The organism is Streptomyces reniochalinae (assembly GCF_003323735.1).
Lineage (GTDB): Bacteria > Actinomycetota > Actinomycetes > Streptomycetales > Streptomycetaceae > Streptomyces > Streptomyces reniochalinae.
The window spans coordinates 20,335-33,033 of record NZ_QOIM01000028.1 but is presented as its reverse complement, the minus strand read 5'-3'; the positions used below and the strand labels follow the sequence as shown (position 1 = coordinate 33,033).

Below are 12,699 nucleotides of genomic sequence, written 5' to 3'. Positions count from 1 at the left end.
CGCCAGGGCCGGGGCGGTCCGCGTCAGGGCCGGGGCGGTTCCGCGTCAGGGCCGGGGCGGTTCCGCGTCGAAACCGTCGAACATCTCCAGCAGCGGCCGGGGCCCGTCGGGGGAGAAGAGGATCTCCAGACCCCGCGCGGACTCCCCGGCCGCATGCGCGGAGCGCGGGAAGAGTGTCTCCTCGTACTCCGTCAGCGCCGCCTCGACGTCCTGTGGATGGGCGGCCAGGCAGCGGCCGAGGTCGGCGCCGTCGAAAAGAGCGAGGTTGGCGCCTTCCCCGGCGAACGGGGACATCAGGTGGGCCGCGTCGCCGAGAAGGGTCACTCCCGGGACGCGGGCCCACCGGTGCCCGACGGGCAGCGCATGGATGGCGCGCGGTACGGGCGGGCCGTCCGCCTCGGCGACGAGCCTGCGCAGGGCGGGGTCCCAGTCCTCGAAGTACCGCAGCAGGGTGGCCTTCACCGAGTCCCCGCCGTCGGTGAGGTCCAGGGTCGCCGACCAGACCTCGTCCGCACGCAGGGCCACGTGGACGTGCAGGCTGCCGTCGGTCTCGCGGTGGGCGAGCAGGCCCTTCTCGTCGCCGAGCGCGAAGAACATGCCGCGGCCGATCGTCCCGGCGCACTCGGGGTGGCGCGCGTCCGCGTCCAGCAGGTCGAGTTCGACGAAGGAGACCCCGGTGTAGGCGGGCGTCGCCCCGCTGAGGAGAGGCCGGACCCGGGACCAGGCGCCGTCGGCGCCGACGAGCAGATCCGTGGTGAACACCGTGCCGTCGGCCAGCGTGACCTCGTGCCGGCCCTCCGCGAGCGCGCGGCAGGAGAGCACCCTGGCGTTCCAGCGCACGGTGTCCCCGGGCAGTGAGGACAGCAGGAGGTCGCGCAGGTCGCCCCGGTCGATCTCGGGCCGTCCCCCGGTGTCGTCGCCGTCCTCGCGCAGCACGCGGCCACGCTTGTCCATGACGCGCAGTTCCTGGCCGCCGGGGTGCACCTTCGCCAGGAAGTCCTCGTGCAGGCGCGCCGCACGCAGCGCGGCCTGTCCGGTGTCCTCGTGGATGTCGAGCATGCCGCCCTGGGTGCGGGCGTGCGGGGAGGCGTCGAGGTCGAAGACGGGTACGTCGATGCCGTGAACGTGCAGCACGCGGGCGAGCGTCAGGCCGCCGAGCCCGCCTCCGACGACGGCGATCGGGAGATGAGGGGTGCCGGTCATGTGCTGGGCCTTTCGGGGAGTCAGGTGTGGTGCGGTCGGTACTGGTCGCTGCTCGCTCGGCCGGGCGGGGGTCAGGTCGCGTCCCGGGGTGTGGCCGACGTGCCGTTGACGACCGCCCGGAAGACCCAGCGCAGACGCTGGTGCGGGGTGCCGGAGGTCAGGTCGTCGCCGAGCGCGGCGATCCGGGGGTGGGTGTCGGGCGACACCTCGGCCAGCGCGCGTACCAGCGCGTGGTGCTCCTCCTCCGCCGCGTCGTCGTCCTGGCGTGCGGACTGCTCGGCGGCGGTGGCGGTGGCCACCTGGAGGAGCACGTCCACGCCCCACGCCGCCTGCCCCCCGGGGACACCGCCCTCGTGGAGCAGGGCCAGCACCCCTTCGACCAGGGCCAGGTAGTGGGGTCCCGAAGGGCGGGCCACGAGTGCGGAGTGCGCGAGCTGGGGGTGGGCGAAGAGCACGCGGGTGTAGGAGACGAGCACGGCGGCGAGCCGCTCACGCCACTCCCCCGCAGCCGTCACGGGGCCCAGGTCCACCGCGCCCAGTAGCTCCTCCAGGACGGCTGCGTGCAGCTCGGCCGTGTTCGCGACGTAGACGTACAGCGAAGCGGGACCCGTGTCCAGCTCCGTGGCCAGGCGTCTCATGGTGACGCGCCGCAGCCCTTCGGTCCGCATGACGCGGACGGCCGCCTCGACGATGCGGTCATGACTCAGCGCGGGCTTCGCCGGGCGCTCCCGGCGGCTCTCGGGGGCAGGTCGGTGTGTCATACCCACGACCATAACGAACATGTTCGTCACGTACAAGTTCGTCGGTCTGGCCACCGGCACCCGGCGCCGTCACGGGAGGTACGCCTCCCCCGTGACGGCGCCGGCCGCTGCTGCTCGCCGGCGCGTCGCGCCGGTCGCTACTGCTGGCCGGCGAACCGGGCCAGAGCGAGCGGGGCGAAGGCGTCCTTGTCCACACCGGCGAACCGGTCGGGGCGGAACTCCCTGAGCAGCGGGCTCTCCCTGCCCAGGACGATCTCCTCCGCGGCCAGCCGGCCCAGGAGCGGGCCCAGGGTGATACCGCTGTGCGTGGCGATCGCGTACACGGAGCCACCGCTGTCGAACCCGGCGGCCGTCCTGCCGTCGGCGGGCATCGAGCGTTGCCCCACGCGCAGGGACTCCAGCCGGGCGCCCTCGGCGCCGGCCAACAGCCCGCGCAGCCGCGCGACCAGCTCACGGGCGTGCGCGCCGTCGGGCCGCGGTGGGGCGGCGGGGTCGGCGTCCGTGTCGAGGTCGAGGCCCTGTACGACCAGACGGCCGCCGCCCTCGGGGCGCACGTTCAGGTCGGGAGTGGTGAGCACCCGGCCCAGGCGGGTGGCCAGCGGCGCCGTGTAGCCGAGCAGGCCGACGGTGGCAGAGCCGGCGGCCTCCGGGTCGGCCATCGGCAGGGCGAGCCCGGACCCCCCCCCGCCAGGCCCTCGCTCCAGCGGCCCGCCGCCAGGACGGCCACGTCGTAGCGCTCGCTCTCGCCGGACGCCGACGTCAGCCGGGCCCGTCCGCCCTCGTCGGTGACGGCGACAACCTCCTCAGGGCACCGGAGGACGGCACCGTGGTCGCGCGCCTCCCCCCACAGCCGGCCCAGCAGCGCGGCAGGCAGCACGTAGCCCTCCCGCGGATACCAGGCGATGTCGGTCACGTCGTCCGGTACGCGCAGGTCCGGCACCAGTTTCCGGGCCTGCGCGGGGGTGATCCACTCGGCGGGGTAGCCGCGGCGGCGCAGTTCCGTGAGCGCCGCGGCGAGGTGCGCGTGGCCGCTCGGGCGTGCCCACTCCAGGTTGCCGCCCCGGAAGAACCACTGGCCACCGGGTTCCTGGAGAGCCTCCTGCTCGGCGATCCCGGCGACGTTGAGCTCGTGGTAGGACAGCGGGTTCTACTGGTGGGAGTTGATCCAGGCGAACGTGGTGCCGGTGGTGCCGGCCGCGGGTGCGGTGCGTTCGAAGACCGTCACCTCCGCTCCGGCCAGGGCCAGCGACCTCGCGGCGGCGGCGCCGGCGGATCGGCGACGGTGCCCGGCGGAGGGGAAGGGGCACGGTCGGGCGGGGGCGACGCGTCGCTGTGCGCACGCGCGTTGGCGGCGAGGGGTTTCACCGCTGCGGCGCGGCGTGGCGGGCCGGGTGCCGGGTCGAGCGGGGTCGAGACGGGCGGGGAAAACGGGTCGAGGGGATGCGGGGGGAGGAACAGGGGCGGTAACCGCGGTGACCGGGCGGGGACACCGGGGCGGCCCGGCTGCGGCGGTGGTTACCGCCCCGCTACCGCCGGGGCGAACCGCCGCGGGTCGAGCGGGGTGATGTCGTGTTCCGTGCTGCCGGTCAGAGCGAGGTCGGCGGCGATCTGGCCGAAGACCGGCGCGAGCTTGAACCCGTGCCCGGAGAAGCCGGTCAGTACGGTGGCGTTCGCCGCGCCGGGGAGCGGTCCGACGACGGGGTGCTCGTCGGGGGTGAACCCTTCCGCGTACGTGCTGATGCGGACGGGGTCGGGTGCCAGTCCCGGCAGCAGGCGGCGGACGGCGGAGGAGGCCGCGCGGGCGAGGTCGGGGGCGGCGCTGCGCGGGAGTGCGGCGGGGTCGTCGAGGTGGGGCCACCCGAGGTGGTGCGGCACGATCTTGACGGCCACGCCGTCGAGGACCGGGAAGCAGGAGAAGCCGGCCTGCGGGTGGCGGCGGATGGCGATGGGCAGGCGCTCCGGCTGGTGGGCGGGCACGTCACGGGCGGCGAACCAGAACGCGGTGATCTGCCGCGCCCGCACGGGGATGCGGCGCGTGGGCGCCAGGTGCGGTGACCACGGTCCCGGGGTGAGCACGAGGTGGTCGGCCTCGTGGGTCTCTCCCCCGGCCGTGATCCGCCAGCCGGCCGCTGTCTCGGCGCACTCGTCCACGCGGTGGTAGGGCAGGACGCGGGCGCCGTGGCGCTCGGCCGCGTCGAGCGCGCCCTGAACCGAGGGTTCTGGGCGCAGGACGCCCGCGTCGGGGTCGCGGACGGCGATCTCGCCCGGGTCGAGCCGGTGTTGGGGGTACCGCTCGGCGGCGGCCGCCGCGTCGAGGACCTCGTGCGGGAGCCCGGCCTCTTCGGCGCAGCGCCGTACCGCGGATACGTCGGGCTCGTCGGGCGCTCCGATGGTCAGGCCGCCGCACAGGGTCAGCAGCGAGCGTCCGCAGTCCGCCTCCAGCGCCCGCCACAGCCGGTGGGAGTGGCGCAGCAGCGGGACGTAGGAGGCGCCTTCCTTGTAGACGGTGCGGAAGATGCGGGACTCGCCGGCCGAAGCTCCCCGGTCGTGTCCGCGGCCGTAGGCGTCGAACGCGAGGACGTCGGCGCCCCGCGACGCCAACTGCCAGGCTGTCATGGCGCCGATGACGCCGGTTCCGACGATCGCCACACGGGGCGCGGAAGCCGTCATGAGCAAGCTCCTTACGGAGGAACGCGTGAAGACACGGTGCGGGTGGGGTGGTCAGTCACCGCTGACCGACTGCTCGATGTAGAACTCCATGAGGCCGGGCCGCAGCAGGTACGCCGCCGCTTCGGCGAGTTCCCCGTTCGCCAGCCAGGTCAGTCTGCGTTGGCGCAGCACGGGGACGCCGGGGTCGCAGGCGAGCAGCCCGGCGTCGCGTTCGTCGAGCAGCACGGGGTCGAGGTACATCCGCGAGGTCGCCACGGGCACGCGGTGTGCGCGGAAGTAGGAGAGAAGGGTCAGGTGGGCCAGGTCCTCGTCGAGCAGGTGCGGGGCCAGCGCGAACGGGACGGTGGTGTACTCCAGGGCGAGGGGGGTCTCCTCGACGTCGAACTTGCGGCGCACCAGGTGGTTGACCGGTGTGTCGTCCGCCAGCACCGGCACCGGCGGTGTCACTTCCGCGGCGCGGACGACGGCGGCGCTGCGCACTTCGTGCCGTCCCGGGATCTCCGGTCCTGTCAGCCGGGGGTTCACGAACCTGAGCAGGTTCTCCTTACGGGCGCTGTCCGCCACGAAGGTGCCGCGGCGGCGGTGCCGTTCGACGAGCCCCGCCTGGGCCAGTTCGTGCAGGACCCGCTGCGCGGTGGCGCGGCCGATCCCGTACTGCTCCTGCAACTCGGCCTCGGTGGGGAGCCGGGAGCCGGGTGGCAGTTCGCCGGACCTGATGCGGGCTTCCCACTCGCTGCGGATCCGGAGGTACAACGGCGCTGACATGAATGGACCGTAGTAGTGGCTCAAATGACCGGTCAATACCTCGGACACGGGTATCCGGTGGCTCCGCCGCCACGTCGCCCCGCGCCGCGCTTCAGCAGGAGCAGCCGGCCGAGGCGGACGTCCGCGACCCCGGGGTGGTTCTCGAACACGCCGGCGAGACACTCGACTTCGCCGAGCCCGGCACGGTGTCGCTCGTCACCCTGCCGCACTTGGTTCCGGACGTCGACGAGCCGTCAGCCCTGGCCCGCGAGGAGCCGTTCGCGGATGCCGTCGAAGTGGGTGCGCATCGCGCGTTCGGCGCGCGGGCCGTCGCCGGCCGCGACCGCGTCCACGATCTCCCGGTGCTGGGCGCAGGTGGTGAGAGGGTCTTGATGGCCCCCGTCGAAGTCGCCGCGCACCTTTTCCATGGCCGCCCAGAAGGCGTCGAGCACTTCGCTCAGCAGGTGGTTGTCGAGCGATCTGTAGAGGGCCAGGTGGAAGGCGCGGTCGGTGGCCCTGGCGATGGAGCCCTCGTCGCACGCCTCGCGCTCCATGGCGGCGACGATCCCCCGGAGGACGTCGAGGTCCTCGGCCGGCACGGACGTGGCCACGCCGACGATGAGGCCGGCCTCCAGCGCCTCGCGTACCCGCATCAGTTCGTACAGGCCCGCCTCACCGTGGCGGTGACGCACCGCGGCGCGGAACGCGAGTCCCTCGGCGAAGGGCGCCATCGAGAGCGAGCCGACGACCGTGCCCGAGCCGCGCCGGATCTCTACCACGCGCAGCGCCTGTAGGGCCTTGAGCGCCTCGCGCACCGATACCCTGCTGACGTCGAAGAGCTCCACGAGCTCGGTCTCCGTGGGCATCGGCGAGCCCGGGCCCAGACCGCGGTCCAGGATCAGCTGCCGGATCCGCGCCTGCAAGTCCTCAGACACCGTGGTGCGTGGCACGCGTGCGTTCCCTTCTCGGATGGCCCGGCTGCGGCGACCCGTCTCCGACGGCCCGCTGTGGATTGTGGCCCATTACCTCTTGATGACACGTGTCGGGGCCACCTAGAGTCCAGACATAAGACGTCTTACATCCTACGTGCGCGGGCGGCCCGTCGAGCAATCTGCCGCCCGCTTCAGCGACTTGTGGAGTACCACCATGCCTGTGACCGCGCCCCTGAGCGGGATCGTCCCGCCCGTGTGCACCCCGCTCGACAGCGACGGAGAGGTGGACACCGCGTCCCTCTCCCGGCTGGTCGAGCACCTGCTCGGCGGCGGGGTGCACGGGCTGTTCGCCCTCGGCTCGACCAGCGAGGTCGCCTACCTCACCGACAGCCGGCGCGGCACCGCCCTCAAGACCGTGGTCGAGACCGCCGGCGGCCGGGTGCCGGTGCTGGCCGGCGTCATCGACACCACGACGCACCGGGTGCTCGACCACGCACGCGAAGCGGAGAAGCTCGGTGCTGACGGCCTCGTGGCGACCGCCCCCTTCTACACGCGTACGCACCCGCGCGAGATCGCCGGCCACTTCCGCCGGATCCGCGACCGCGTCGACCTGCCGCTGTTCGCCTACGACCTGCCCGTCTCGGTGCACAGCAAGCTCTCCCCCGCCCTGGTGCGCGAGCTCGCGGCCGACGGCACCCTGGCGGGGCTCAAGGACAGCAGCGGCGACGAGGGATCGCTGCGCCGCCTGCTGGTGGAGCTCGGCGGCCGCGAGGGGCGGGCCGGCGGATGCGCCCCCGGCTTCTCCGTGCTCACCGGCTCCGAACTGACCGTGGACGCGGCGATGCTGGCCGGCGCCGACGGCGTGGTCCCCGGCCTCGGCAACGTCGACCCGGCCGGCTACGTACGGCTGTGGGAGGCGGCCAGGTCGGGCGACTGGCTGCTGGCGGCCAAGGAGCAGGAGCGGCTCACCTCCCTGTTCGCCTTGGTGGACGCGGGCCCCGAGGCCGAGATGGGGCGCAGCTCCTCCGCGCTCGGCGCCTTCAAGGCGGCCCTGCGGCTGCTGGGCGTCATCGAGTGCGGCGACACCGCCTTCCCGCAGATCCAGTTGGACGCCACGGCGACCGCCGAGGTCGGCGCGCGGCTGCGCGACGCCGGTCTGACCACCGTCCGATGACACCACCGCGCGCCTCGCAGCCCACCGCCCGTGCCGCGCCGACCGCGGCGGTGATCGGCCTCGATCTGGGCGGCACCAAGACCGCGGCAGCGCTCGTCGGTCCCGACGGTGCGGTACTGCGGCGGCACCACCGGCCGACCCCGGCACGGGAGGGCGCCGACCTGGTCTCCTCCATCCTGTCCGGCTACGTGCCGGGGACGCCGCGAGGGGCCGGCCCCGACCTGCGGCTGGTCGCCGCCCTAGCCGAAGCACTCGACGTGCCCGTCGTCGCCGAGGGCCGGATCAACACCCCCGACGAGGCGGCCGAGGCTCTGGCCCTGGGCGCTCACCGCGTCGTCGTCGGCACCGCCATCACCGCACCCACAGCGCTGGCGGGCCGCTTCGTGGAGCGCCTCGCCCGCCCCTGACGCAGCCGCGCCGCAAGGCGCTCGTTCCCGACGGCGCTCGACGACGAGTGCGTCCGGCATCCTGGAGTCACCGTGCACCACACCGCCCCCTCACAGCCGCGCTGGTACCGCCAGGTGGGCCGCAGCCAGTGGAAGGCGTTCTTCGCCGCCTGGATCGGTTACCTCCTCGACGGTTTCGACTTCGTCCTGATCACGCTCGTACTGACCGAGATCAGCGACGACTTCGGCCTCGACACCGTCCAGGCGGCGAGCCTCGTCTCGGCCGCGTTCATCACCCGCTGGCTCGGTGGCGCTGCGCTGGGCGCCCTCGGTGACCGCTTCGGGCGGAAGCTGTCGATGGTCGTCAGCATCCTGCTGTACTCGCTGGGCACCTTCGCCTGCGGGTTCGCCTGGGACTACACCAGCCTGTTCGTCGCCCGGCTCGCCATCGGCATGGGCATGGCCGGCGAGTACTCCGCCAGCGCGACCTACGTCATGGAGAGCTGGCCCGTACGGATGCGCAACCGGGCCAGCGGCTTCCTGATCTCCGGATACTCGGTGGGCACCGTCCTGGCCGCGGAGGTCTACAAGTGGGTGGTGCCCACGCTGGGCTGGCGCTGGATGTTCTACGTGGGGCTGATCCCCATCGTGATCGCGCTGTGGATGCGCCGCGCGCTGCCCGAGGCGGCGGACTGGAAGGCGGAGGTCGGCGAGCAGGAGGAGCGGCCCAACCCGTTCCGCCCGCTGTTCGCCACCCGGGCCAGGGGGACGGCCAACGTGGTATTGGCCGTGGCGGCCACCGTCTCGCTCTTCGCCGTCTTCACACCGCTGGGCGAGGGCCTGGTGCCGGTGCTGTCTCTCGTCGCCGGACTCGCCCTCGTGGCCTTCGCCGTGCAGTTGGGCGGACGGCGCGGCTGGCTGCTGTACGTGTCGATGATCGTGACGATCTTCTTCGCGTTCCTGTACTCCTGGCCCATCCAGGCGCTGCTCCCGACCTATCTGAAGTCGGACCTCGGCTACAGCCCCGGCCAGGTCACCGACGCGCTGTACTACGCGGGCTTCGGCACGATGGCCGGCTGCTGGCTGGCCGGCTTCGTGGGCGACTGGATCGGCACCAAGAAGGCGTACGCGTTCACCCTGGTGGCCTCGCTGGTCTTCGTCTTCCCCGTCTTCGCGGTCGAGGACAACCTGCTGCTGCTCGGCGTCCTGCTGTTCTTCCTCCAGGCCACTAGCTTCGGCATCTCGGGACTGCTGCCCCGCTACATCGGCGGCCACTTCCCCACCCGCAGCCGGGCCGCGGCTTTGGGCTTCACCTACAACGTGGGGGCGCTCGGCGGCGCCGTGGCCCCCGTGCTGGGGGCCAGACTCGCCTCCGGTATGGACCTCGGCCAGTCCCTGGCCCTCCTCACCTTCGCCGGGACGATGATCGTGGTCCTGCTCGTCGGCTTCGACGTGCCGGGCCGCCTCGGCAGGCTGCTCGATCCCGAGGGGCCCGCCGACCATCTCGTCGACGAGGGTCCCGCGCCCCGCGAGCAGGCGCGGCCCCCTGCCGCGCGCTCAGGCTCCTGACGCGGCGCTCCGGAACGCGCGGAGTGAGCCCTCCTCACGTTCCCCACACGGGGCGTGGGGAGGGCTCACCGGTGCGGGTCCGACAATGGCGGGGTGATGGAGGACGACGACCCGTATCTGTGGCTCGAAGAGATCGAAGGCGACGCCGCGCTCACCTGGGTGCGCGAGCGGAACGCCGAGACCGTGGCGGAGCTGACCGCCGACCCGGGGTTCGAGGCGCTGCGCCAGGAGGTGCGCGAGGTCCTCGGCGACTCCGCGCGCATCCCGTACGTGGTGCGGCGCGGCCCGCACCTGTACAACTTCTGGCGCGACACCACCCGCCTGCGCGGGGTGTGGCGGCGCACCACGCTGGAGGAGTACCGCACGCCCGACCCCCGCTGGGAGACGGTGCTGGACGTGGACGCGCTGGCCGACGAGGAGGGCGTGCCCTGGACGTGGGCGGGCGCCTCGGTGCTGCGGCCTGAGCACAGGCGGGCGCTGGTGGAACTCTCCAGGGACGGCGCGGACGCGACCGTCGTGCGGGAATACGACATGGACGCTGCCGGGTTCGTGGCCGACGGGTTCCGGCTGCCCGAGGCCAAGACCTCCGTCAGCTGGATCGACGAGGACCACGTCTTCGTCGGCACCGACGCGGGGCCGGGTGACCTCACGGCCTCCGGTTACCCGCGCACGGTGCGGCGCTGGCGCCGCGGCACTGAGCTCAAGACGGCGCCGGTCGTCTTCGAGGGGAGCCACGAGGACGTGTCCGTCACGGCCTGGCACGACCCCACGCCCGGCTTCGAGCGCGATCTGGCCGTCAGGAACCGCGACTTCTGGCACAGTGAGCACTTCCTCCTCCGCCCTGACGGCCCCGCGGTGCGCATCGAGGTGCCCGACGACGCGCTGGTCGACGTGCACCGGCAGTGGCTGCTGATCACGTTGCGGTCGCCGTGGCTGGAGCGGCCCGCCGGGGCGCTGCTGGCATTCGACTTCGACGGCTTCCTGCGGGGCGAGCGCTCCCACGAGGTGCTGTTCACACCCGACGAGCGCACGGTTTTGGAGGGGTACGCCACCACCCGCCACCACCTCGTCCTGGAGACGCTGACCGATGTCTCCTCCCACCTGCACCTGTTGACCCCCTCGGGCTCGGGCGGCTGGTCGCGTCGCCCGCTGGGTGAGGTGCCCGCGCTGTCGTCGGCCGGGGTGACGGCGACCTCGCCGGCCGAGGACGGTGACAGCGCTGAGGAAGTCTTCTTCTCGGTCTCGGGATTCGTGCAGCCCGCCACCCTGTGCCGCACCATGGCGGGCGAGCGGGACGTGGAGACGCTGAAGCGGGCGCCGTCCCGCTTCTCCACCGAGGGGCTGCTGGTGCGGCAGCACTTCGCCGTCTCGGCTGACGGGACGAGGGTGCCCTACTTCGTGGTCGGGCCCGCCGGGCAGGAGGGTCCTCGGCCCGTCCTGCTGTACGGGTACGGCGGCTTCGAGGTCTCTTTGACGCCCTTCCACTCGGCCGTGACGGGCCGGGCGTGGCTGGAGCGCGGCGGCACCTACGTGGTCGCCAACATCCGCGGCGGCGGCGAGTACGGTCCCGCCTGGCACCAGGCCGCTCTGGGCGCGGACCGCGACCGGGCGTTCGACGACTTCGCGGCGGTGGCCCGCGACCTGGTCCTGCGGGGCGTCACCACGTCCGGCCGGATCGGCATCCGCGGAGGCAGCAACGGCGGCCTGCTGACCGGCGTCATGCTCACCCGCCACCCCGAGCTCTTCGGCGCGGTCGTCGCCGAGGTGCCGCTGCTGGACATGCTGCGCTTCCACCGGCTCCTGGCCGGGGCGTCCTGGGTCGCCGAGTACGGCGACCCTGAGGACCCCCGTGACCGCGCCCACCTGCTGCGCTGGTCGCCGTATCACAACCTGCGCCCCGATACGGGCCGGGGCGCGGGCGGCGCCTGCCCGCCGCTGCTGCTGACCACCTCCACCCGCGACGACCGCGTCCATCCGGGCCACGCCCGCAAGATGGCCGCGCGCATGCGGGAACTCGGGCTGCCCGTCCACTACTACGAGAACACCGGCGGCGGCCACGCTGGGGCCGCCGACCACGAGCAGGCCGCCTACGTCGAGGCCGTGGTGCACACCTTCCTGTGGCGGGCGCTGGGCGACGACGGCCGGGTACCGGCGAAGGGCGGGACGAGGCCGCGCTGACACACCGCAAGGGCGGTTCTGACGGGCGAGCTACGGCGTCGCGGCCCGGCGCAGCGCGCCAGCCACCGTGTCCAGGAAGGAGGCGAGGGCTTCGGCGGTGAAGGGCAGTTCGGGGTTCCAGGGCAGCACTAGGGCGCGGCGGCGCATCCGCTGCCAGGCGGCCACGTCCGCCAGCTGGGCGTCCGGGGTCGCGTTCGCCCGGATGTCGCGCAGGATGACGTCGGGCTCGAGTCCTGCCAGCTCCTCCCAGCCGAGAGTCGCCCAACTGGCGCCCGCGGCGGGCTGGTCGAGCACCCGCACGCCCGCCAGAGTGAGCTCGCCCAGCAGCGGCCAGCCTGCCGGGCGTGCCACGTGCGCCTGGCCGGTGCCCGCGGGCGAGAGTGCCAGCACCCGGACGTGCGGGGCCGCCTGCGCCGCCGCGCGGAGCCGTCCCATGCTGCCGTCCAGTCCCTGTTCCTGTCGCCGTCCCTGGCCCGTCGCGCCCGCCATGGCGTCCGGGTGGGCCGGGCCCAGCGTGCCGGCCAGTGCGGCGAACCGGTGCCGTACGTCCGCCAGGCGCGTGCCCGGGCCGACGTGGAGAGCGGCCAGAGGTAAGGAAGGTTCGAGCGCCTTTTGCAGGTCGGGCCCGATGCCGTAGAGCCGGTCGCCGTCGTAGGTGACGGTGACCAGCAACTCCGGCTCGGCACCCGCGATGCCCTGCGCGGTCAGTTCCGCTCCGGCGCCCAGATAGGCGACGTCACGGAGGCCGGGGGTCTCCCGTTCCACGGGGTCGGTCCCCGGCTCGTCGTGCGGTGAGCCGAAGACCGCGGCAACGGGCACCCCGTGCTCGGCCAGCACGGCCGCCGCCTGCGCGTAGGCGACGAGGCGCCGGGGCGTGCGTGCCGCTCTCACCTCCTGCCCCCGGTCGTCGCGGAAGGTCCACAGATCGCTTGCGACCACAGTGCCTCGCTTCCTTGAAAGTTGGCTGCGGGCCGGTGGGGACGGGGCCGGGGCCGCCGCCTCCTCGCGCCGGGTTGCCCGTCCGGCGCGGGGCGGCCCCCCTCCCCTTCCCTCGGGCCCGCGGGGGCGGCGTACGCTCCCCC

General features: G+C 73.6%; 12 protein-coding genes and 1 pseudogene. 5 read left to right on the top strand and 8 right to left on the bottom strand.

Going from position 1 to position 12,699, the window contains the following annotated elements; genetic code table 11:
* Positions 1–45: 45 nt before the first annotated feature.
* From DQ392_RS09580 to DQ392_RS09560, 6 genes are all read right to left on the bottom strand, one after another.
* Positions 46–1,203 (bottom strand): FAD-dependent oxidoreductase, encoded by a 1,158-nt coding sequence (locus tag DQ392_RS09580; RefSeq protein WP_114015120.1) that lies wholly within the window; start codon positions 1,201–1,203, stop codon positions 46–48.
* Between the two features lie 71 nt (positions 1,204–1,274).
* Complete coding sequence (locus DQ392_RS09575; protein WP_114015304.1) at positions 1,275–1,964, bottom strand: TetR/AcrR family transcriptional regulator; 690 nt, start codon at positions 1,962–1,964, stop codon at positions 1,275–1,277.
* 137 nt (positions 1,965–2,101) lie between these two features.
* Positions 2,102–2,623: an FAD-dependent oxidoreductase gene (locus DQ392_RS34810; protein ID WP_220182607.1), complete on the bottom strand. Its 522-nt coding sequence runs from the start codon at positions 2,621–2,623 to the stop codon at positions 2,102–2,104.
* Entirely contained in the window at positions 2,521–3,075 is a 555-nt protein-coding gene (locus tag DQ392_RS36165; RefSeq protein ID WP_425470510.1) for an NAD(P)/FAD-dependent oxidoreductase, read from the bottom strand. Before DQ392_RS36165 ends, DQ392_RS34810 begins: the two co-directional genes overlap by 103 nt.
* A 404-nt stretch (positions 3,076–3,479) precedes the next feature.
* Positions 3,480–4,634 carry an N-methyl-L-tryptophan oxidase gene (solA, locus tag DQ392_RS09565; RefSeq protein ID WP_114015119.1) on the bottom strand — a complete coding sequence of 385 codons (1,155 nt, stop codon included), beginning with the start codon at positions 4,632–4,634 and terminating at the stop codon, positions 3,480–3,482.
* Positions 4,635–4,685: 51 nt separating this feature from the next.
* A complete protein-coding gene (locus DQ392_RS09560; RefSeq protein WP_114015118.1) occupies positions 4,686–5,399 on the bottom strand; it encodes a GntR family transcriptional regulator in 714 nt (237 codons plus the stop codon).
* A 2-nt stretch (positions 5,400–5,401) separates the two neighbouring features.
* On the opposite strand from DQ392_RS09560, the pseudogene DQ392_RS09555 reads away from it, so the two are divergent.
* Positions 5,402–5,620, top strand: a pseudogene (locus DQ392_RS09555) (hypothetical protein); the annotation flags it as partial.
* 12 nt (positions 5,621–5,632) lie between these two features.
* Here the strand turns inward: DQ392_RS09555 and DQ392_RS09550 are convergent.
* A complete protein-coding gene (locus tag DQ392_RS09550) occupies positions 5,633–6,328 on the bottom strand; it encodes a FadR/GntR family transcriptional regulator (protein ID WP_114015117.1) in 696 nt (231 codons plus the stop codon).
* A gap of 196 nt (positions 6,329–6,524) precedes the next feature.
* Here DQ392_RS09550 and DQ392_RS09545 point away from each other — a divergent pair, with 196 nt between their 5' ends.
* From DQ392_RS09545 to DQ392_RS09530, 4 genes are all read left to right on the top strand, one after another.
* Entirely contained in the window at positions 6,525–7,484 is a 960-nt protein-coding gene (locus DQ392_RS09545) for a dihydrodipicolinate synthase family protein (protein WP_114015116.1), read from the top strand.
* Positions 7,481–7,891: a nitronate monooxygenase gene (locus DQ392_RS36160; RefSeq protein ID WP_114015115.1), complete on the top strand. Its 411-nt coding sequence runs from the start codon at positions 7,481–7,483 to the stop codon at positions 7,889–7,891. The genes DQ392_RS09545 and DQ392_RS36160 overlap by 4 nt, the downstream gene beginning before the upstream one ends.
* Before the next feature lie 72 nt (positions 7,892–7,963).
* Complete coding sequence (locus DQ392_RS09535) at positions 7,964–9,439, top strand: sialate:H+ symport family MFS transporter (protein WP_114015114.1); 1,476 nt, start codon at positions 7,964–7,966, stop codon at positions 9,437–9,439.
* A 96-nt stretch (positions 9,440–9,535) separates the two neighbouring features.
* Positions 9,536–11,617: a prolyl oligopeptidase family serine peptidase gene (locus tag DQ392_RS09530; RefSeq protein ID WP_114015113.1), complete on the top strand. Its 2,082-nt coding sequence runs from the start codon at positions 9,536–9,538 to the stop codon at positions 11,615–11,617.
* Between the two features lie 30 nt (positions 11,618–11,647).
* Here the strand turns inward: DQ392_RS09530 and DQ392_RS09525 are convergent, their stop codons facing one another.
* On the bottom strand, positions 11,648–12,556 hold the full coding sequence (locus DQ392_RS09525) for a substrate-binding domain-containing protein (RefSeq protein ID WP_114015112.1): 909 nt from the start codon (positions 12,554–12,556) through the stop codon (positions 11,648–11,650).
* Positions 12,557–12,699: the final 143 nt, after the last annotated feature.

What these genes read in the sequence shown, in the direction of transcription:
- DQ392_RS09580 (WP_114015120.1), bottom strand. Translation starts at nt 1,203, where the DNA reads ATGACCGGCACCCCTCATCTCCCGATCGCCGTCGTCGGAGGCGGGCTC.
- DQ392_RS09575 (WP_114015304.1), bottom strand. Translation starts at nt 1,964, where the DNA reads ATGACACACCGACCTGCCCCCGAGAGCCGCCGGGAGCGCCCGGCGAAG.
- DQ392_RS34810 (WP_220182607.1), bottom strand. Translation starts at nt 2,623, where the DNA reads ATGGCCGACCCGGAGGCCGCCGGCTCTGCCACCGTCGGCCTGCTCGGC.
- solA (WP_114015119.1), bottom strand. Translation starts at nt 4,634, where the DNA reads ATGACGGCTTCCGCGCCCCGTGTGGCGATCGTCGGAACCGGCGTCATC.
- DQ392_RS09560 (WP_114015118.1), bottom strand. Translation starts at nt 5,399, where the DNA reads ATGTCAGCGCCGTTGTACCTCCGGATCCGCAGCGAGTGGGAAGCCCGC.
- DQ392_RS09545 (WP_114015116.1), top strand. Translation starts at nt 6,525, where the DNA reads ATGCCTGTGACCGCGCCCCTGAGCGGGATCGTCCCGCCCGTGTGCACC.
- DQ392_RS36160 (WP_114015115.1), top strand. Translation starts at nt 7,481, where the DNA reads ATGACACCACCGCGCGCCTCGCAGCCCACCGCCCGTGCCGCGCCGACC.
- DQ392_RS09530 (WP_114015113.1), top strand. Translation starts at nt 9,536, where the DNA reads ATGGAGGACGACGACCCGTATCTGTGGCTCGAAGAGATCGAAGGCGAC.